Annotated in this window: 16 protein-coding genes and 2 tRNA genes; 8 read left to right on the plus strand and 10 right to left on the minus strand. The window is 66.1% G+C overall.

Features of this window, described 5'->3' with window-relative positions; translation table 11 throughout:
• The first annotated feature begins 25 nt into the window (after nucleotides 1-25).
• A complete protein-coding gene (locus tag B047_RS0109335) occupies nucleotides 26-763 on the plus strand; it encodes an SIR2 family NAD-dependent protein deacylase (RefSeq protein WP_018466692.1) in 738 nt (245 codons plus the stop codon).
• A 218-nt stretch (nucleotides 764-981) separates the two neighbouring features.
• On the opposite strand, the gene der is transcribed toward B047_RS0109335, so the two are convergent.
• The 3 genes from der to B047_RS0109350 form a co-directional block, all read right to left on the minus strand.
• Nucleotides 982-2,295 (minus strand): ribosome biogenesis GTPase Der, encoded by a 1,314-nt coding sequence (gene der, locus B047_RS0109340; RefSeq protein WP_018466693.1) that lies wholly within the window; start codon nucleotides 2,293-2,295, stop codon nucleotides 982-984.
• Nucleotides 2,296-2,306: 11 nt separating this feature from the next.
• Nucleotides 2,307-2,450, minus strand: coding sequence for a hypothetical protein (locus tag B047_RS17915; protein WP_018466694.1), 144 nt, complete (start codon nucleotides 2,448-2,450; stop codon nucleotides 2,307-2,309).
• Nucleotides 2,451-2,640: 190 nt separating this feature from the next.
• Nucleotides 2,641-3,081 carry a copper chaperone PCu(A)C gene (locus B047_RS0109350; RefSeq protein WP_018466695.1) on the minus strand — a complete coding sequence of 147 codons (441 nt, stop codon included), beginning with the start codon at nucleotides 3,079-3,081 and terminating at the stop codon, nucleotides 2,641-2,643.
• Between the two features lie 71 nt (nucleotides 3,082-3,152).
• On the opposite strand from B047_RS0109350, the gene B047_RS0109355 reads away from it, so the two are divergent.
• Nucleotides 3,153-3,767 (plus strand): lysophospholipid acyltransferase family protein, encoded by a 615-nt coding sequence (locus tag B047_RS0109355; RefSeq protein ID WP_018466696.1) that lies wholly within the window; start codon nucleotides 3,153-3,155, stop codon nucleotides 3,765-3,767.
• Between the two features lie 43 nt (nucleotides 3,768-3,810).
• Here B047_RS0109355 and B047_RS0109360 read toward each other — a convergent pair whose 3' ends face one another.
• Nucleotides 3,811-4,797 carry a DHH family phosphoesterase gene (locus tag B047_RS0109360; RefSeq protein ID WP_026234768.1) on the minus strand — a complete coding sequence of 329 codons (987 nt, stop codon included), beginning with the start codon at nucleotides 4,795-4,797 and terminating at the stop codon, nucleotides 3,811-3,813.
• 227 nt (nucleotides 4,798-5,024) lie between these two features.
• On the opposite strand from B047_RS0109360, the gene aroA reads away from it, so the two are divergent.
• Both aroA and cmk read left to right on the plus strand, forming a co-directional pair.
• Nucleotides 5,025-6,305 (plus strand): 3-phosphoshikimate 1-carboxyvinyltransferase, encoded by a 1,281-nt coding sequence (gene aroA / locus B047_RS0109365; protein ID WP_018466698.1) that lies wholly within the window; start codon nucleotides 5,025-5,027, stop codon nucleotides 6,303-6,305.
• Nucleotide 6,306: 1 nt separating this feature from the next.
• Nucleotides 6,307-6,951, plus strand: coding sequence for a (d)CMP kinase (gene cmk, locus B047_RS0109370; RefSeq protein ID WP_018466699.1), 645 nt, complete (start codon nucleotides 6,307-6,309; stop codon nucleotides 6,949-6,951).
• 81 nt (nucleotides 6,952-7,032) lie between these two features.
• Here cmk and B047_RS0109375 read toward each other — a convergent pair whose 3' ends face one another.
• The 6 genes from B047_RS0109375 to B047_RS0109400 form a co-directional block, all read right to left on the minus strand.
• Nucleotides 7,033-7,935: an ROK family protein gene (locus B047_RS0109375; protein WP_018466700.1), complete on the minus strand. Its 903-nt coding sequence runs from the start codon at nucleotides 7,933-7,935 to the stop codon at nucleotides 7,033-7,035.
• Complete coding sequence (locus tag B047_RS0109380) at nucleotides 7,932-8,207, minus strand: hypothetical protein (RefSeq protein ID WP_018466701.1); 276 nt, start codon at nucleotides 8,205-8,207, stop codon at nucleotides 7,932-7,934. Before B047_RS0109380 ends, B047_RS0109375 begins: the two co-directional genes overlap by 4 nt.
• A 31-nt stretch (nucleotides 8,208-8,238) precedes the next feature.
• Complete coding sequence (locus B047_RS0109385; RefSeq protein WP_018466702.1) at nucleotides 8,239-9,327, minus strand: M20 family metallopeptidase; 1,089 nt, start codon at nucleotides 9,325-9,327, stop codon at nucleotides 8,239-8,241.
• Between the two features lie 103 nt (nucleotides 9,328-9,430).
• Nucleotides 9,431-10,141, minus strand: coding sequence for a 23S rRNA (guanosine(2251)-2'-O)-methyltransferase RlmB (rlmB, locus tag B047_RS0109390; protein WP_018466703.1), 711 nt, complete (start codon nucleotides 10,139-10,141; stop codon nucleotides 9,431-9,433).
• 355 nt (nucleotides 10,142-10,496) lie between these two features.
• Nucleotides 10,497-10,571, minus strand: a tRNA-Glu gene (locus B047_RS0109395).
• A 33-nt stretch (nucleotides 10,572-10,604) separates the two neighbouring features.
• Nucleotides 10,605-10,678: transfer RNA gene (locus tag B047_RS0109400), tRNA-Gln, on the minus strand.
• Between the two features lie 122 nt (nucleotides 10,679-10,800).
• Between B047_RS0109400 and B047_RS0109405 the strand changes: the two genes are divergently transcribed.
• The 4 genes from B047_RS0109405 to B047_RS0109420 all read left to right on the plus strand — a co-directional run bounded on the left by B047_RS0109405 (nucleotide 10,801) and on the right by B047_RS0109420 (nucleotide 18,295).
• Nucleotides 10,801-11,451 (plus strand): hypothetical protein, encoded by a 651-nt coding sequence (locus B047_RS0109405; RefSeq protein WP_018466704.1) that lies wholly within the window; start codon nucleotides 10,801-10,803, stop codon nucleotides 11,449-11,451.
• 17 nt (nucleotides 11,452-11,468) lie between these two features.
• Nucleotides 11,469-13,262 carry a hypothetical protein gene (locus B047_RS0109410; protein WP_026234769.1) on the plus strand — a complete coding sequence of 598 codons (1,794 nt, stop codon included), beginning with the start codon at nucleotides 11,469-11,471 and terminating at the stop codon, nucleotides 13,260-13,262.
• 72 nt (nucleotides 13,263-13,334) lie between these two features.
• On the plus strand, nucleotides 13,335-15,989 hold the full coding sequence (locus B047_RS0109415) for a coiled-coil domain-containing protein (RefSeq protein ID WP_018466706.1): 2,655 nt from the start codon (nucleotides 13,335-13,337) through the stop codon (nucleotides 15,987-15,989).
• An 83-nt stretch (nucleotides 15,990-16,072) separates the two neighbouring features.
• Nucleotides 16,073-18,295 carry a RelA/SpoT family protein gene (locus B047_RS0109420; protein ID WP_018466707.1) on the plus strand — a complete coding sequence of 741 codons (2,223 nt, stop codon included), beginning with the start codon at nucleotides 16,073-16,075 and terminating at the stop codon, nucleotides 18,293-18,295.
• Nucleotides 18,296-18,662: the final 367 nt, after the last annotated feature.

Raw genomic sequence — 18,662 nt, forward strand, 5'->3', positions numbered from 1 at the left:
GCCTTACCTGCCCTATGCTGAAAACGTGAGTGATCTGCACAGCGCCCGCCGTCGCCTCATGAACGCCCGGCGCATCGCCGTGCTGACCGGCGCGGGCATCTCCAAGCCCTCAGGCATCCCTACCTTTCGGGACGCGGCAGGGTTGTGGCGAGACTTCGACCTCGAGGAATACGCCACCCCCAGCGCCTACGCCCGCAACCCGCAGAAGGTGTGGGAGTGGTACGCCTGGCGCTACAGGAACGTGCTCCAGGCTCAGCCCAACCCTGCCCACGCGCTGCTGGTGGAACTCGAGCGCAGCCTGGGCGAAGGCTTTCTGCTGGTGACGCAGAACGTCGATGGCCTGCACCGCCGGGCGGGTTCGCGGCGGGTGGTGGAACTGCACGGCGACATCACGCGGGGGCGCTGCGAGCACTGCAACCGGCGCTTTCCCCTGCCCGCTCCCCAGAACTTCACCCCCCCACCCCTGTGCCCTGCCTGCGGGGCTCCCGGCCGTCCCGACGTGGTGTGGTTCGGCGAGTCATTGCCCGAGGGAGCCTTCGAGCAGGCCCTCGAGGCCTTCAGCGCCTGTGAGCTAGCCCTGGTGATCGGCACCAGCGGGGAAGTGGAGCCCGCAGCCAGCCTGGGGCGCCTCGCCCACCGCGGTGGAGCTTACCTCATCGAGATCAATCCCGAAGCCACCCCCCTCTCCCCCATCGCCGACTGCTCGCTGCGGATGGGCGCAGTCGAAGGCCTGCAGGCTCTGATGGCCCGACCGCCTGGCTAAAGGAATCTTGAGCCCCCAGCTTGAGGGTCATTTAACACCCCCTCGGCCAGAATGAAGCGCGAGGATGGGGTGTATGGACAGCTGGATTTGGGGACTATTTCTGATGGCGCTGTTCGCCCTGCTCAATTGGTCGGGCTCGAGGCACCGCTGAGTACGCCGGTGGTCGATAGCCAGTCAAGGTGTCGCCTACAGCACAAGGCGCAGGCATACGCCACACACTACCCCTCTTCCCTGCCCTTGCCCTCGCGCCGCCCACGGAAAACCAGCTTGAAGGGGATCTCCTTGATGCCCAGGTCCTCGCCGATCTTGTTGCGCAAATAACCCTCGAAGGCGCGGGTGACGAACTCGGGGTAATTGACGAAGAAGACGAAGGTAGGCGGGGCGACTTCGGGCTGGGTGAGGAAGAAGATCTTCAGCGGCTTGCCCTTGAAGTTGGGCAGGGCCACATTCGCCGTCCACAGCGAGAGGAAGCGGTTGAGCTCGGCGGTCTCGCGGCGCTCGCGGGCCAGGGCATATAGTCGCGCGGCTTCGGAGAAGAGCTTGTGCAAGTTCTGCTTGGTCACGGCGGAGACGAACACCCGGGGAAGGTGCTCGAGGTGGGCGAGCTTGAGCTTGAGGTCGGCCCGTACCCGGCGGGCCTCCTCCTTCGCCACCAGGTCCCACTTGGTGATGGTGAGGATTAGCGGCTTCCCGGCGTCCAAAGCCTCGTTGGCCAGCTTGAGCTCACGCTCGCCGACTTCGAAGGGATCGATCACCAGCAGCACCACGTCGGCCTCGAGGATAGCGTTGTGGGCACGGCTGATGGCGATCTCCTCCACCAGCGTCTCGGGGCGCTTGCGAATCCCAGCGGTGTCCACCAGCAAAAAGCGGTTGCCGCCATAGTCGAACTCCACGTCGATGACGTCGCGGGTGGTGCCGGGCTGGTCGCTCACGATGACCCGCTCCTCCCCCAGGATGGCGTTGAGCAGGCTGCTCTTGCCCGCATTGGGCCGCCCTACGATGGCGATGCGGATGGGCACCACCTCACCCTCGCTCTCCTCCTGGCGCACCGGCAGCCTCGCCCAGATGGCCTCAATGAGCTCCTCGAGGCCCCGCGCATGCGCACTGCTGGTGGGAATGGGCTCGCCAAAGCCCAAAGCGTAGAGGTCGCCCAGGTAGTGCTCGTGCTTGGGGTCGTCCACCTTGGTCGCGACGACGAGCACGTTCTTGTGAGCCCGGCGCAAGAACTCGGCGACCTCGAGGTCGGCGGTCGCCAGCTCCGAGCGCCCGTCCACCGTGAAGAGCACCAAGTCGGCAGTCTTCAGGGCCTGCTCGACCTTTTCCTTGATCTTGTGCTCCCACACGTCGCTCGACCACATGCCCCCGCTGTCGATGAGCAGGAAGCGGCCCTTTTCGGTCTCGACCACGTGCTCCTTGAGGTCGCGGGTCACGCCGGGGGTATCGGCCACCACCGCCGTCCGCTTACCCACCAGGCGGTTGAAGAGGCTGGATTTGCCAACGTTGGGCCTACCAACGATAAGTACGCGATACATAGCAATCCAGTTTATAGGCTGCGCGAGAGCACTGCCAGCAAGGGTACGCAGCCTATGCTCGACCCCAGGTAGGACTCGAGGCCACCGGGAGGATTGGCCGCACGGCTGCACTCGAGCACCCCACCGTCGGTGGCGTGAAAGTCGTCCAAGCTCACGACCCCGTCAACTGCCCTGACCAAACCCTAACGGGTTCTGGTCAGAGCTTGCAGTGAAGGGCCATCCGGCCCCCGGCGATGCCGGTACTCAGGGGCTATTCCTCCTCACCCAAACTCCCGTTTGGTCGGGGTCTCTCGCCCCAGACCCCAACCTGATGAAGCGGACCGATGCAGGCTGTGGGTTTGGAGCCTACGGCGCCTTGACCACGGCCTGTACCGTCAGGGATTTGTTGCCCTCGAGCGCGAATACCAGCGGCACCTGCTCCCCTGCCCTGAGGGTGCGCTTGACCCCCAGGAGCATGATGTGCTTTCCGCCGGGTTTGAACTCGAGCCTGCCCCCGGCGGGCACGATCACCTCCCGGAGGGGTGCCATGGTGGTCTCGCCGTGCCCGCCGTGATCGGTGCCGCTCATGGTCTTGGTCTCGTGAAACTCGGCCTTGAGCGCGATGGGAGTGCTCACGCCGAGCACCCGGATGGGCTTGTCGGTGGGGTTGGAGAGGGTGAGGTAGGCGGCGAGGGTAGGGGTGGGCAGCAGGCGTATCCAGGCATCCTGCGCGGTGAGGCTGTTCTGGGCCAGCACCAGCAATCCCAGTAAGAAAAGGGCATGGGGGAGCAATCTGAGTGCCTTCATCGCGACCTACGCTAGCACGGGAGGATGAGACAAATATCCTGACCCCACCTCATCCGGCTATACTGCACACAATGCCACAAGCGCACATCCCCAAGACCTTTGGGCAACGCCTGGCCACGTGGACCCTGGGCCTGCTGGGCTGGAAAGCCATCCTCGAGCCCCCACCCGGCCCCAAGTTCGTGGCCGTGGGCTACCCCCATACCTCCAACTGGGACTTCCTCTACGCCATCTTGTGGAAGTTCGCCACCGGCCTGCCCATGAATTGGGTAGGCAAGAAGGAACTCTTTCCGCCCGTGCTGGCCCCCATCATGAAGGCTCTGGGGGGCATCCCCGTCGACCGCGGCAAGAAAGGCGGCGAATTCGTCAGCCAGGTGGCCCAGCTCATCCGCAGGCGGGATTCCATCGTGCTGGTGGTGGCCGCCGAAGGCACCCGCAGCCGGGCGCCCTACTGGCGCAGCGGCTTTTACTACATGGCTCTGGAAGCCCAGGTGCCCATCGGCCTGGGCTACATCGACTATTCCCGCCGAGAACTGGGCATCGGAGCCTACTTCCTCCCCAGCGGCGACATCCAAGCCGACTTCGAGAGGATACGGGCCTTCTACGCAGACAAAGTGGGCAAGAAGCCGGAAAAGGCCGGCCCGATCAGGCTCAAAGAGGAAGCCCAGGAACTCGAGGCGAAGGGCTGAAGCGGCTCACGTCGAGCTAGCAGCTATCCGCGACTTCCGTAGCTCAAGCGGGCTCGAGGTAGCCCGAGCGCCGCAGCTCCTCTTCCGCCGCAGCCAGCACCTTGGGATAGGCCTGCTCGAGGGTCACCCCGCGCAGGGTGGCCCCGGCGGCGGGAACGTGGCCGCCACCCCCCAGCTTGACCGCAACGGCCTGGGCCGAAACCCCACCCCGGCTACGCAGGCTGACTTTCACATCCTCACCCCGCTGCCGCAGGAAGACCGCCAGCTGCGAGCCCTCGGCGTAGCGAATCTGGCCCACGTAGTCGTCGGAGTCGTCCTCGTAGTCGCCGGGGGGCATGTGTGCGCTGACCACCAGGCCGCCGAAGTGAAACCGGATCGTAGAGAGCACCTGGGCCAGGCTGATGAAGTACTCCGGAGGCCGCCACTGCAGCCGGTCGGTGAGTTCGGCGTAGGGGACGCCGTGGGCGATGAGGTCGGCGGCGGTGCGCAGCAGCTCGGGAGTGGTGTTGGAGAAGCGGAAGTTGCCGGTATCGGTGATCAGCCCGGTCAGCACCACCGTGGCCAGTTCGGGGGTCCAGGGCACGTCCAGCAGGTCGATGAGTTCCTTGACGATCTGGCAGGTGGCCGCCTTGGAGGGGTCCACCACCGCCAGGTTGCCGAAGCGGGGATTGGTGCCGTGATGGTCGAGGTTGATCACGAAGCCCTCGACCGGCGCCCCTTCCACCCGGCTAGGCTCGGCGGCATCCACCACCACCAGCGTGGTACCTTCGGCTACGCGCTCGATGGGAGGGCTGGCCTCGCCCTCCTTGACCAGAAAGCTCAGATAGCGAGGCACCTTGGCGATCCAGGTGACCTGCTTGCCCAGCGCCTTCAGCGCGCGGGCCAAACCCAGGCTCGAGCCGATGGCGTCACCATCGGGGTCTACGTGTGAGACCACCACGATGGGCCCCTGAATGCCTTTGAGTGTGTCGGCCACCAATCGCAGCTTGGCCCAATATTGTGGATCCGCATGATTGTGAATACCGTCCATGTCTGACCCTAACTATACGCCGGTTTGATGAGTAAAACCCGATATGAACTCACTCTATAGCGGAGGATCTTGCCAGAGGATTCCTCGCTGCCGATGGGACTTCAGCCCGACTTGGCCTCGGTATAAGGCTCCCGTAGCCCGTGCGGGGCTGGGGTCCATCCCCTCGCGCTTCCCGCCTCCCATTCCCCGATGGCCGGTGGACCCCCCTGAGGCTATAATCCCCAGGGATGGAACGGCTGATCACTCCAACACGTTCGCTGCGCGGTAGCCTGCGCGTTCCCGGAGACAAGTCCGTGACCCACCGCGGTCTGATGCTGGGCGCGATGGCCGAGGGCGAGGCTTGGCTCTACCACCCCCTCAAGGCCGGGGACACCCTTTCCACCGCGGCAGCGATGCGGGCGCTGGGGGCTGAAATTAGCGAGGAGGGTCCGCACTTCCGGGTCAAGGGGATAGGGCTGGCGCTGCGCGAACCCGCCGACGTGCTCGACTGCGGCAACGCCGGAACCCTCATCCGTCTGCTCAGCGGGCTTTTGTCGGGGCAGGAACTCTTCGCCGTACTCAGCGGCGATGCCTCGCTCAGGCGTCGCCCCATGGGTCGGGTGACCACTCCCCTGCGGCAGATGGGGGCCCGCATCGAGGGGCGCGAGGGGGGGAAGCTGGCTCCGCTGGCCATCCGGGGCGGAGGGCTGAGAGGCATTCGCTACGAGCTGCCCGTGGCCAGCGCCCAGGTCAAGAGCGCGGTGCTGCTGGCGGGGCTGTTCGCCGAAGGGGAGACGGTGGTGGTGGAACCCGCCCCCACCCGCGACCACTCCGAGCGCATCTTCCGCCACTTCGGGCTGCCCATCGCCGTCGAGGGCAACCAGATCCGCACCGAGCGGGCCCGGCCCTATAGGGCGCGCGACCTCACCGTTCCCGGCGACATCAGCAGTGCGGCCTTCTTCATCGTGGCGGCCCTCATCACGCCCGATAGCGAGGTGAGGCTCGAGGGCGTAGGGCTCAACCCCACCCGCACCGGCCTGCTCAGCGTGCTCAAGGAGATGGGGGCCGACCTCAGCTGGGAAGTCACCGAGGGTCACGACGGTGAGCCGGTGGGCTGGATCCGGGCGCGCTCGTCGAGCCTCAGGGGGGTCTCGGTGGACCCGGCGCTGATCCCGCTGATGGTGGACGAGGTGCCCGTCCTGGCGGCGGCGGCGGCCTGGGCCGAGGGAGAGACCTTTATCCCCAACCTCGAGGAGCTGCGGGTCAAGGAGTCCGACCGGCTGGCAGCCATCGCCAAGAACCTGCACAACCTGGGCGTGAAGGCCGAGGCCGGCCCTGACTGGATTCGCATCTGGGGAGGCGCGGTGCAGGCCGGGGGGGTGGTCGAACCCTTCCACGACCACCGCATCGCCATGGCTTTCGCGGTGTGCGGCTTGCCCAAAGGGGTGACGGTGCAGGACGCCGAATGGGCCAGCATCTCCTTCCCGAGCTTCTGGGAAGATTTGGAACGCCTCTCGAGCAGGGACTGACATGCCGGACGTCATCACCATCGATGGCCCCTCGGCTTCGGGCAAGTCCAGCGTGGCCCGGCGGGTCGCCGCCGAGTTGGGGCTGCCTTACGTCTCGAGCGGGCTGATCTACCGGGGCGTGACCTACCAGGTGAGGCGCTATGGGGTCAACCCCGACGACGAGGCCGCCATCGTGCGCATGCTCGGCCAGCACCCGATTCAACTGGTGCCGCTGCCCGAGGGCAACCGCATGCTGGCCGAAGGACAGGACGTAACCGCCCAGATGCACACCCTCGAGATCGACCAGGCCGTCTCGGCGGTCGCACGCCACCCCGAGGTGCGGGCCTACGTCTACCGTTCGCTGCGGGCTTTACAGCCGCCGTTCGTGGTGGAGGGGCGGGACATGGGCAGCACGGTGTTTCCCGACGCCGCCCTCAAGTTCTACCTCACCGCCACGCCCGAGGTGCGGGCGAGGCGCCGGGTAGGCGAGCGCGACGCCGACTACGCGACGGTGCTGGCCGACCTCATCCGCCGCGACGCCGCCGACGCCAAGCAGATCCCCCCCGCGCCCGACGCCATCATCATCGACACCAGTGCGATGGGCCTGGAGGAGGTGGTGCAGAGCATTCTCGAGCGGATCCGCAAGACTTCGGCGTTTAGCGTTTAGACGCATTTACGCTGCGCCGCGTGCAGCCTAAATGACCGCCTACAGCAGGAGGCAGTTGTGGGCGGTATTCGTGGGAACGCTCTAAACCTCCCCCACCTCCACGGCTGCCGTCAGGGCGGCGCCCAGCAGCCCGGCTTCGCTGCCCAGCTCGGCCAGCCTGAGGGGTGGGGCGATCCAGCCCTCGAGGTAATGCTCGTAGGTGGCGTATACCTCGTCGAGGTAGGCCTGTCCGGCGTTGAGGGCGATGCCTCCGCCCAAAACGATCACCTCCGGGTCATAGGCCTTGACCAACGAGGCCAAGCCGATGCCCACGTAGCGCGCGGCCTGGAGCACGATGCGCCTGGCTTTGGCTTCGCCCGCCTGGAAGTGGGCGAAGAGTTCGCGGGTGCCGACTTCTCTCTTGTACACCGCCTGGGCCATGCGCTCCATCGCCGGGCCGGTGGCCAGGGCCTCGAGGCAACCCTCCAAACCGCAGCCACAGGCAGGGCCGCCGGGCAGCACGGTGATGTGCCCCACCTCGCCTCCCTGCCCGTGAGCTCCCCGCAACACCCGGTTGCCCCACACGAAGCCCCCGCCCACCCCGGTAGAAACCGTGACGAACAGTGAACTCTCCGCTCCCCGCGCGGCCCCCAGGAAGTGCTCGGCCAGCGCGGCGGCGTTGGCGTCGTTCTCCACGTACACCGGCAGGCCCGAAGCTTCCTCGAGCAGCTTCTGAATGGGAAAGTCGGTAAAACCGGCGATGTTGGGGGCGAATTTGATGATGCCCCGTTTGAAGTCCAGGGGCCCCGGCGTGCCCAGCCCGATGGCCCTGGCCCTGACCCCCGCGGCTTCCATGGTGCTGCGGGCCGCGGAAGCCATGGCCTCGATCACCGCCTGGCCACCGGCTTCGGGAGTAGGCACGGTGGTCTTGGACTGGATGGCTCCGTCTGCAAACACTCCGGCTGCGATCTTGGTTCCGCCCAGGTCGATTCCGATAACGCTCATTGCTCCTCCTGATGGGGGGATTGCTCGTCGCGCTCGAGCAGGCGGTAGGCCTGTTGCAACAGCTCCGCCGGAACCCACAGCGACACGTCCCCCATGTAAGTTCCCATGTATATTTCGATCACGCCCGCGTCGGTAAAGGGGGTTTCGATGTGGACAGGAATACGGCTGGCCTCGAGCTGGGCCCTCAGGCCCTCGGCATAAAGGCGGGGAAAGCTACCGAGGAAGGCATAGCGGTGGCCTCCGAGCATCCGGGTTTCGGGCTGGTGGTCCATCGGGTCCAGTCTATCGCCCTGCGCGCGGGCCTCAGGCTTGCAGCAGGGCCTGCACCAGGCCCGCGTAGGCCTGGGCGGCGGCCTCGAGTTCGTCGATGCCGATGTGCTCGAAGGTAGTATGGGCCAAAGCGGGGTCACCGGGGCCATAGCCGATCACCGGAGCCCCGCTCCAGGCCAGGTAGGGGGCGTCGGTGGTGAAGCCCCAGAACCCCGCCGAATCCTGCTTCAGGGTTCGCAGCGCCACCTCCAGCAGCGGATGGTCGCTCTCCAGCGAGTAAGCCGGGAGCAAAGCCGAGATGCCCAGGCGCACCGGGCCGGAGACCAGTTCCTCCTCGGGGATGTAGACGCTGGCCTCGCCCGCTATGTCGCGCAACCCGTCGAGCAGGTCGTGGATATCGGCCCCGGGCTCGTAGCGCAGGTCCAGCACCGCCCTGGCCACGCCGGGCACCACGTTGGTGGCCTCGGGGTAGGTCTCGAGCCGGGTGGGGGTGAGCCGGATGTCGAAGGACTCGGCGTGCTGCTCGAGCTGGGTGAGGAAGAGGGCCAGGGGGTAGATGGGGTTGGTGCCACTCGCCAGCGCCGCGTGAGCCTGCTCGCCGGGGAAGTCGGCCCAGATCTCGCCCCGGCCCCGGTGCCCGCGCATGACCTGCCGGGCGGAGGGCTCACCCAGCAGGATGGCCTTGGGCGGCTGGAGTTTGAGGCGGCTCGAGGCGTAACGGCTGCCCAGCCCCCCCACCTCCTCCTGCACGGTAGCCAAGAAGCGCACCCGCCCTCCCAGCTCTTGCCCTTTGAGCTGCTGGATGGCCCCCAGCATTGCCACCAGCGGCCCTTTCATGTCCACCGCCCCGCGCCCCCACACTTTTCCGCCCTCTATAACCCCGGCGAAGGGCGGGTGAGGCCAGGCCCCTGGGTCTCCGGCGGGCACCACGTCGATATGACCGGTGAGCAGGATCTCCGGTTCCTGCGAGCCCAGCACAGCCTCAACGTTCCCCGCCTCATCTACCTCGGCCCTCAACCCCAGCTCTTCCAGAAGGCTCACCAGCACCCGCACCGCGCGCTCCTCGCGTCCCGAATAGCTCTCGGCCTGGATCAGCCGCGAAAGGGAGTGTGCTAGATCCATGGGGCATACCTTACTGCATGAGGCGCGCCTGAAGCAGTCGAAGGGCAGGGCGCAGCAGCGAGCGCCCCTTTTCTCTCACCCTCAACCCGTCCCCACCCTGGCGCTACACCCGCCCCAGCCGCACCCGGTACAAGAGGATGCCCAGCGCGACTGAGGCGTTGAGCGACTCGGCTTCGGGGTGCATGGGAATGCGCAGCAACTCGTCGCAGCGCTCGGCTACCAGCCTCCGCAAGCCCTCGCCTTCCGAACCGATGACAATGGCCAGGGGCCGCCTATAATCGAGGGCCTCGAGGTCCTTAGCCGCTTCCCCAGCCGCCCCGTACACCCAGACTCCGCGCTTCTTGAGTTCCTCGAGGTAGCGGGCCATGTTTTTTACCTGCACCAGCGGCAACTTGAGCGCCGTCCCCGCCGAAGCCTTGAGCACCAGCGCCGAAAGCGGGGCGCTGCGCCTCTCCTCGCTCACTACCCCATGCGCCCCCAGCGCCAGCGCACTGCGGATGATGGCCCCGTAGTTGCGCGGGTCGGTGATGCCGTCCAGCAACACCAGAAGCGGGGTTTCCCCCCGCTTCCTCGCCAGCTCGAAGGGGGCCTCGGGATCGGAAAACCTCAGCTCGGCCACCTCGGCGGCGATGCCCTGGTGGTGCGTGGTGCGCAGGCGCTGGTCGAGCTCGATGCGTGGCACCTGTTCGTAGTCCACGTTCAGCTTCTCCAGCTCCCGCAGCAGCCAGGCTTCGACCCCTCTGGCCACCCAAACCCGACTCACCCGACCTTCCCTGATGGCTTCCAAAACCGGGTTGCGCCCGTAGATCAGCATAGGCTCCAGTTTAATCGTTGGACATTGGGCGTTCGCGGACTACGGATTTGGGCGATCTGCCCCCCGGGGAGCCCTTTCTCCAAGATCACGCTCTTGAAGCCGCCCCGCCCGGTGTAGATGCCCGCCTTGACACTCCCACGCCCCGCCACGGCGTGGCGGGAAGCACGTGGAATTCTCACTTCACCGAGGGTTGCCCACTTATAGCAGGTTTACACCCTCTCCACAAGCGCTTAACGTCTCCGTGTGCCCCACGGCGACGCAGAAAGCCCCTACACCTGGCCTGGGCGTCGCGCGCTTTGCGCTTCGTGTACGACCTTTAAGAAAAGCTAAACCCCCGGAATTTCCGGAGGTTTTCTGGTGACCCCAAGGGGATTCGAACCCCTGCCGCCGCCTTGAAAGGGCGGTGACCTAACCGCTAGTCGATGGGGCCGGGCAGCCGTTTTCCCGTCAGGTGCGAGAATTTTGGCTGGGGCGCGTGGATTCGAACCACGATTGACGGAGCCAGAATCCGTAGTCCTGCCGTTAGACGACGCCCCAGCGAGGCCCTGGTCTGACGTTCTCAGGAGAACGTACCCGCAAACGGGCATCAGAGATGGTACACAATCGTCACGCGCTTGGCAAGCCCTCCCGCCTATAATCACCTGGGAAGGTGTCCATAGGTGGATGTCGAAGCCAAAATTATCGAAGCGCTGATGGGGTATGTCTCGCGGGGAGCCGCCGAGAGCCTGCTGCGCCGGGTGCTGCACAGGGCGCGCAAAAACCCCCTGGCGATGGGACCGCAGGAGTGGATCGAGCTGATCGAGGGCCCGCTGCTGGCAGAGCTGCGGCAAGTGTTGCCCATCACCGGCCAAATCCCCCCGCTCAAGGGGCTGGTCAAGGGCCTGCGCCAGGTGCGTGGGTCGGCCCCCGCACCGGTGGCGCAGGCCGAAGCGCCCCTCGAGCCCACCCTCGAGCTGCCCCTCGACTGGCTCGACCTCAGCGAAGCGGAGGTGCGACAAAGCCTTTTGCAGGAGCTCGCCCGCATCGAAGGGGTTCTAGGGGTGGCAATCCAGACCCCCTGGGGACAGGAAATTCGCCTGCCCGAGGACACGGGGGAGTTGCCACTGCTGGTAAGCATGGCCCACCGGTTACTTTCTTTACGGCAACCTTACGCCATGTTTTACACTGTCCTGGGAAATGCCCAGCTCATGGTGCGTGGGATGGGTCAGAGTTGGGTGGCAGTCCTCGCTGATCACGACGCTAACCCCGGTCATCTGCTCTACCGGCTGCGCCAGCTACAGGCAGCACCCCAAGAGGCCAAACCACGCTAGGAGGCTTGATCTCGATGATGAAACGATGGATTGCAGTGATCGTTCTCGGGGCCTGGGCCTGGGCCGCCCCGCTGACCACCGTCTACGACAGGGTTGCCTCGCTGATGAACCAGGTCCAAAGCGTACAGAGCAGCAACCCCAAACAAGCCAGCGACCTCCTGCGGCAGGCCGACGAGTACCTGAGCAAGGAGGGTGGCGAGCTTTCGATGAAGCTGCGCGAGGGCATATCCACCGCCCTGCGCGACGCCCAGACCGCCCTAGCCCGCAAGAGCAAGGCCGACCTCGAAGCCCGCTTGCAGATGGTGAAGAGTCTGCTGGGCAAGGCCCTCTACGACAGCTATTTCGACGCTTTGGGGAAAGCCCAAGCCGACGCTGCCAGCGCCCTGCTGCCCCGCCTAATCGCCGCCAGCGCCCTGCCCAAGACCCTCAGCGCGCAGATCGAGGGCTTGGGCAGCGATATCGACAAGATACGCCAGACCCTCGAGCGCACCTACGCCCAGGGGATCGTCAACGCCCTCTCGCGCGCCCGCAGTCAAAGCAACGCTACCCAGGCCTTCCTCGAAGCCACCCGGGCCTACACCCTCTACCTGGTGGTGCAGGAATCCCCACGGGCTGCCGGCCTGAGCGCCAGGGCCTTCGTCAACGCTCTGAGCAAACTCTCCAACAACGACCTGGCGGGCTTCCGCAAAGATATTGAAACGCTACGCCAGCAGGCCGAGGGCTTTTTAGGGCGGGTGAGCTCGAGTTCGCCAGGTGCGGTCCGGAGCTCTGCCCCCGCCCGCACCGTCGCCGCCCCCCCCGCCCAAGGGGGGGCGGGTTCCCAAGCGACACCCGCTGCTAAACCCGCTTCCAAGCCAGCTCAGGCCCCCCAGCAGGTGGCGGCTCAGGCTGCAGCGGCGAAGAGCGGGGATCATGAGGAGCGCTACGAGGGCAAGCTGAGCGCCCCCACCCAGGCCCGCGTGGACGCGGTGCTGACCCGGCTGGGCTTCGCCGACTTGGGCGAGTGGGTCAGGGGCATGAACCTTGAGCTGCGCGCCCGCTTGGGTGAGGCCACCGCCCACGTCAAGAGCGGGAACTTCGAGGGGGTGCGCGAATACCTCGAGCTCTCCCACGACGCCTACACGCAACGCTACTACCCCGTGGTGTATCTGCTCGATCCAGCCCTCGCCGACCGCTTCGACCGTCTGCTGGGGCGTATGCAAGAAGCAGTCGGCCTACGGGCTACCGACTTGGCCGTGGCTCTGGCCGAGGTGCAGGAAATCGAGGAGCGACTGGAAGGAAGCAGCCTGGGCCTAGACCACGCCCTTCAAGTCCAGCTCGAGTTGCTCCTGCTGGGTATCCCGCGGGCCTTTATGTTCATCCTGGCGGCCCTGCTGGCGGTCTTCCCGCTCTACCTGGTGAAGCTGACCTTCGGCGGGCGCAACACCTACTGGCGGCTGCTGGGCTTGGCCTTCTTCTTCCTCTTCCTGCCGGCCATGATCGAGGGGCTCTCCTACGTGGCCTCCATCTTGGCCGACCCTCGCTTTGGCAACCTGGGTTTCTTAGCCCCGCTGTCCACCTTTTCGATCCAGAGCAGCCTGATGGCCCAGCTTCTGTGGGGCCTGACGCTGTTTCTGGTCATCGGCCTCTCGGCAGCCGGCCTGCGGGGGATTGCCGTGCAATTCGGTCTCATCCAGGACCGCCGCGCCCGCACCAACACCACCACCGTCGCGCAGACCAACCCCGGCCTCGCCGCGGCCGCACCCATGCGCGCTGCTGCCGATCCCAAGCTCACCAGCGAGACCATCGTCGAGTGGGACGAGGAGTTTTGAGGGTCCGGACCTGGATGGCTGGACTCTGGAGGAATGGCGGGCTGAGGTAACTTAGAGGTGGAGGCGTCGCAAGTGTCTTTGTACCAGAACCTGTTTGACTCGCTCGAGCCCTTCCTGGGCGCCAAAACCCAGTCCATCCTGGAAGAGGGCGTACGACGCTTGGGGGTAGACCCCGAGCGCCTGGACGTCGCCCAGGCCGAGAGCATCCTCAAGCGCCTGGTGTACCGCGAACTGCAGTCCAACCGCACCCCCGCCGAGGCCCGCAGCCTGGTGGACGGCCTGCTCAAGGAATTGCGGGAGCACTCGGGAGGAGGGGGGGGTGGCGGGCTGGCAGCGCTGGAGGCTGGTTTCAAACGCTTCAGCCTGTACCTCGACTGGCCCGAGGTGGCCCGACTGCGCGGCATCCTGAGCGTGCTGCGCAAGGAGCCCGAGGGCTCGGAAGCCAGCCGCATGCTCAAGGAGGGCCAGGAGCTGTTGCGGCAGCTCGAGGAGCGCCTGCAGAGCGCGTTGCTGCGCCAGACCCGCGACATCGCCGATTTGCAAGCGGTGTTCGAGCGGGTCAAGATGATCGGTGGTCCCAAGATTCGTCGCCTCGAGTCGCTGATCCGCCAGATCCAGGAGGCCCACTCCAGCGAGACCTTGGCCCAGGCTGAGGTCGAGCGGGCCCGTACCCTGGCCGCCGAACTGCGCAAGCTGGTGGAGTCGAGCGCCATCAGCACCCCGCGCAACGCTACCGAGCCCGCTTTGGTGGTCGAAGACGAGGAGGAAGCGGTGGTGGCCGTCGAACCGGTGGTGGAGACCGACGCCCCCGAGGCCGCCGGGGAGGCGGGGGGAGCCTGGGACATCGTCATCGACCTCGACAGCCTCTCCCAGGAGCAGCAAAGCCGCATCCGCGAGATCGACCTGGCCGAGGAGCGCCGGCGACTCGAGACCCTCAAGGAGCGCTACGCGGCGGTGCTATCGCGCGCTGGGGTGGCCGAGGAGCTGGCCCGGTTGGAGGCGGAGCTGGCCCAGGGCAATCTGCTGGGTGAGGCCCTGAGCGCCCTCGAGCAGCGGCTCAAATCGGCCCAGGCCGAGGCCATCTCCGAGGCCCGCGCCCGCTACGAATGGCTCACCGACCGCATGCGCCAGCTCTCCTCCCCCGTCCACCGCGACGACGTGGACACCGCCAAGCTGGCCGCGCTGGCCGCGCGGCTGACGGTAGCCTGGGAGACCCTGCAAGGGGGAGCGGTGCCGCAGGACTTGCTCGAGCTCGCCGAGGACGTGCAGGCCCTCGAGGCTGAGACCCGCAGCCGCCGCGAGAATCGCGAGCGCCTGGCCCGGCTGTCTCAGGTCCTCGAAGCCCTGCGCGCCGAGGCCGAGTCGGCGCTGGCCACCTACCGCAACCATCCGCAGGTGCAGGCCTACCTGGCGCGACTGACCCAAGCCAAGCCCGACGAAGCCAGCTTGCAGGCCCTGCGCCAGGACTTCTCGGCGCTGATGGTGGCCCTCACCAAGGAGCAAAAAGAGCGCGACGAAAGCCTCAAGCGCTCCAGCCTCAAGGCCGCGGCCCAAGCCCTGCCGGTGATGCCGGGCCTGGAAATCCATCACGCCCAGTTGCTCCAGCAGATCGAAACCCCCGGCAGCGACCTGGTGGCCCTGGAAAACTACCTCCAGCAGCTCACCCAGCGCACCCGCAACCTGGTGGCCCAGCGGCTGGAAGCCCTGGCCCAGAAGGCACGGCAGTTGGGGATCGAGCTCGAGGGCCTGGCCGAAGCCCGGGCCGCCCTGGCCGAGGAGCGAATCCCCGATCCCGCCGCGCTCGAGCGGCTCTTAGAGGAGCGGGCGAACGAGCTAGCCAACCAGCGCCGCCGCCAGCTGGCCGGCGAGCTCAGCCGCTACGAGGCCGCCGCCCAGGGCCTGCGCGGCCTGGGTGAGGAAAAGCTGCTGAACCTGATCACCGAGGCCCGTAACCGCCTGGCGCTGGGCGAGATCCCCGACACTGCCCCCATCAAGGCCGAACTGGCCCGGCTGGTGCAGCTACAGGACAACCTGCGCGCCGAAGTGGCGGTGAGCCTGGCGGATCTACTCGAGCGCTTCAACGCCCACCGGGCGATGGGGGGAGAGACGGTGATCCGGCTCAAGCCGATGATCGAATTCCTCACCTCGGCGGTCGAACGCCTGGCCCGGGTGGGGCCTTCGGGCATCCTCGAGGTGCGCCAGGCCATCGCCGAAGCCATGCCCCTGGTCAAGCAGCTTGAAGAAGAGCACAAGGCCGCCATGGCGCTGATGCAAGACCTCAAGGGCGGCGAGCTCGATGCCCTGCTGGGGATCTTCGACGCCCAGCCACAGGCTGCCCCCAGCCCTCCCGCCAGCACCCCGGCCTCCAACCCGGTCCCCGAGGTCGAGCCTGCCGAGGAGGCCGGGGCCGAAGAGCCGGGCGATGCCCTGGCCCCGTTCAGGCTCAGGGGAGTCGAAGCCGTGGCCTTGGTGGGTGAGAATGGCCTGCTGATGGGCAAGCTCCCCACGACCCTCCAGAGCGTGCGAACGACCTTCAGCGACCTGAGCTCGCTGGCAGGAGAGCTGGCCGGAGCTACCACCCGCCTGGCGGTGATCTCGCTGTCCCAGAGCGTCGTGATCATGGTCCCCTTGGGCGAGAAAGGCCTGTTCATCCTGGCTGAGAAGCCGCTGCTCTCGCGCCTGCTCACGCAGGTCGAACGCCACCGGGCGGAATTGGCACGGCTGTAAGAGCGGTTCAGCAAAACCCACGAATTGCCGGGGCTGTCACGTACTGAACCATCTTTTCAGGGCCTAATGCTACACTGGAGAAAGTGTCGCAGGCGGTAGAAGTCAGTCCAGTCCAACTTTGGGGCCAGCTCGAGCCCAAAATCCGCTACCTACCCGAGGTCTCCAAGGCCAAAGTGCGGGAGGCGCTGGATTTTGCCTTTGAAGCACACAAGGAGCAGCGGCGCAGGAGCGGCGAGCCTTTCATCATCCATCCGGTGGCGGTGGCAGAAATCCTAGCCGAGCTCAAGCTCGATGCCGACACCCTGATGGCCGGGTTGCTGCACGATACGGTCGAGGACACCGAAGCCCGCCCCGAGCAGATCGAAGCGCGCTTTGGCCCGGCGGTGCGCAGGATCGTGGAGGGGGAGACCAAAGTCTCCAAGCTCTACAAGCTAGCCCACGCCGCCAGCGAAGATAAGCACGCCGAGGAAAAGCACGCCGAGGACCTGCGCCAGATGTTCATCGCCATGGCCGAGGACGTGCGCATCATCATCGTCAAGCTGGCCGACCGGCTGCACAACATGCGCACCCTCGAGTTCATGCCCCCCGACAAGCAGGCCCGCATCGCCCGCGAGACCCTGGAGATCTACGCGCCGCTGGCCCATCGCTTGGGCATCGGGCAGCTCAAATGGGAACTCGAGGACCTCTCCTTTCGCTACCTCAACCCCGAGGCCTATACCCAGCTCACCGAGAGGCTCAAGAGCCACCGCGACGAGCGCGAGAGCGCGGTAGAGAAGGCCAGGGAGAGCCTACAGGCGGTCTTGCAGCGCGATTCCATTTTGCGCAGCCTGATCAAAGGCTACGAGGTCACCGGGCGCACCAAGCACCTCTACAGCATCTGGAAGAAGATGGAGCGTGAGGGCAAGGAGCTGGCCCAAATCTACGACCTCCTGGCCTTGCGGGTCATCCTCGAGCCTCGCCCCACCGAAGACCCTGAAGAAAAGGCCATGCGCGAGAAACAGGTCTGCTACCACGTGCTAGGCCTGGTGCACGCGCTGTGGCAGCCCATTCCGGGCCGGGTCAAGGACTACATCGCCGTGCCCAAGCCCAACGGCTACCAGTCGCTGCACACCACGGTGATCGCGGTCAACGGCCTGCCGCTGGAGGTGCAGATCCGCACCCGCGAGATGCACCGCGTGGCCGAGTTCGGCATCGCCGCCCACTGGCTTTACAAAGAGGGCCTCACCGATCCCGAGGAGGTCAGGCGCCGGGTGAGCTGGCCGCACTCCATTCAGGAGTGGCAGCAGGAGTTCTCCAGTTCGCGCGAGTTCGTGGAGGTGGTCACCCGCGACTTGCTGGGCGGGCGGGTCTTCGTGTTTACGCCTAAGGGCAAGGTCATCAACCTGCCCTCGGGCTCGGGGCCGGTGGACTTCGCCTACCACATCCACACCGAGGTGGGCCACCACATGGTGGGGGCCAAGGTCAACGGGCGGATCGTGCCGCTGAGCCATGAGCTGCAAAACGGCGACATCGTCGAGATCCTCACCGCCAAGACCGCCCACCCCTCCAAGGACTGGATCGAATACGCCAAGACCCGCAGCGCCAAGAGCAAGCTCCGGGCTTACTTCCGCGCCTCGGAGCGCCAGGAGTTGCTGGAGAAGGGGGCGAGGATGCTGGAGAAGTACTTCAAGCGCCGGGGCATCCCCAGGCCGCTGGAGAGCCAGCTCGAGGAGGCCGCCCGCAAGCTCGTGCGCTCCTCCTCTCCCGATGACCTCTACCTGGCGCTGGCCACAAACCGCATCACGGTGCCACAGGTGGCCCGCATCCTGTTGCCCAAGCCCCAGATGGTGGAAATCACCAGGCCCAAGCCAACCCCCAACCAGCTCGGGATCCGGCTGGAAAACGGCCTGGTAGCGCCCTTGAAGCTAGCGAGTTGCTGCATGCCCAATAAGGGCGACCCCATCCTGGGCTACGTGACCAGGGGCCGGGGTGTGAGCATCCATAAGGCCGACTGCCCCAACCTGCGCCGCCTGATGGAAGGCGAGGCGGGCCGCATCGTTCCGGCATATTGGGAGGGATTGGGCCGGGTGATGCAGCTCGAGGTGCTCGCCGACGACCGGGCCGGGCTACTGCGCGACATCATGGACGCCATCGCCTCGATGGGCAAGAGCGCCATGGGGGTCAATTCCAACCCGGTGAGCCCTTTGAGCAAGGTCTTCAGCATCAAGACCCGCATCGAGGTCAACGCGGGCGAGCAAGCCACCCTCGACGAGCGCTTGCGCCAGGTAAGCAACGTGCGCGAGGTCAACTGGTCGCCGGTGCGTTGAGCGGAACGTAGCCCTGGACTTACGCGGCCGCCTACAGCGGCCTCTTGCTGTCGGCGGTATTCGTAGAACCGCTCTAGAGCAGCCTTTATGGTAAAAGAGGGCGAGGGCGAAGTGGTTCGCTCCACTTCACCCTCATAGGCTCGAGATCGGTCAGCACGAGTATCCGCAAGACGCAAAGGCGACGACGCAAGAGCGCACAGCTCGTAAAGTTTTAGCCCCCGTCCCGGTGCACCCAGAACAAGCTAAGCCTACCCACTGCTCAGCCCATGCCCTGTGACATCTGACCACCTCTTGAGAAAGCGGGCGGCTCGGGTTAAGCTCATAGGCAACATGTGGGCCTGGAGGTGGTTTTTTAGGTAGCCCGCGG

This window comes from Calidithermus timidus DSM 17022 (genome assembly GCF_000373205.1).
In the GTDB taxonomy this organism is placed as follows: Bacteria; Deinococcota; Deinococci; order Deinococcales; family Thermaceae; genus Calidithermus; species Calidithermus timidus.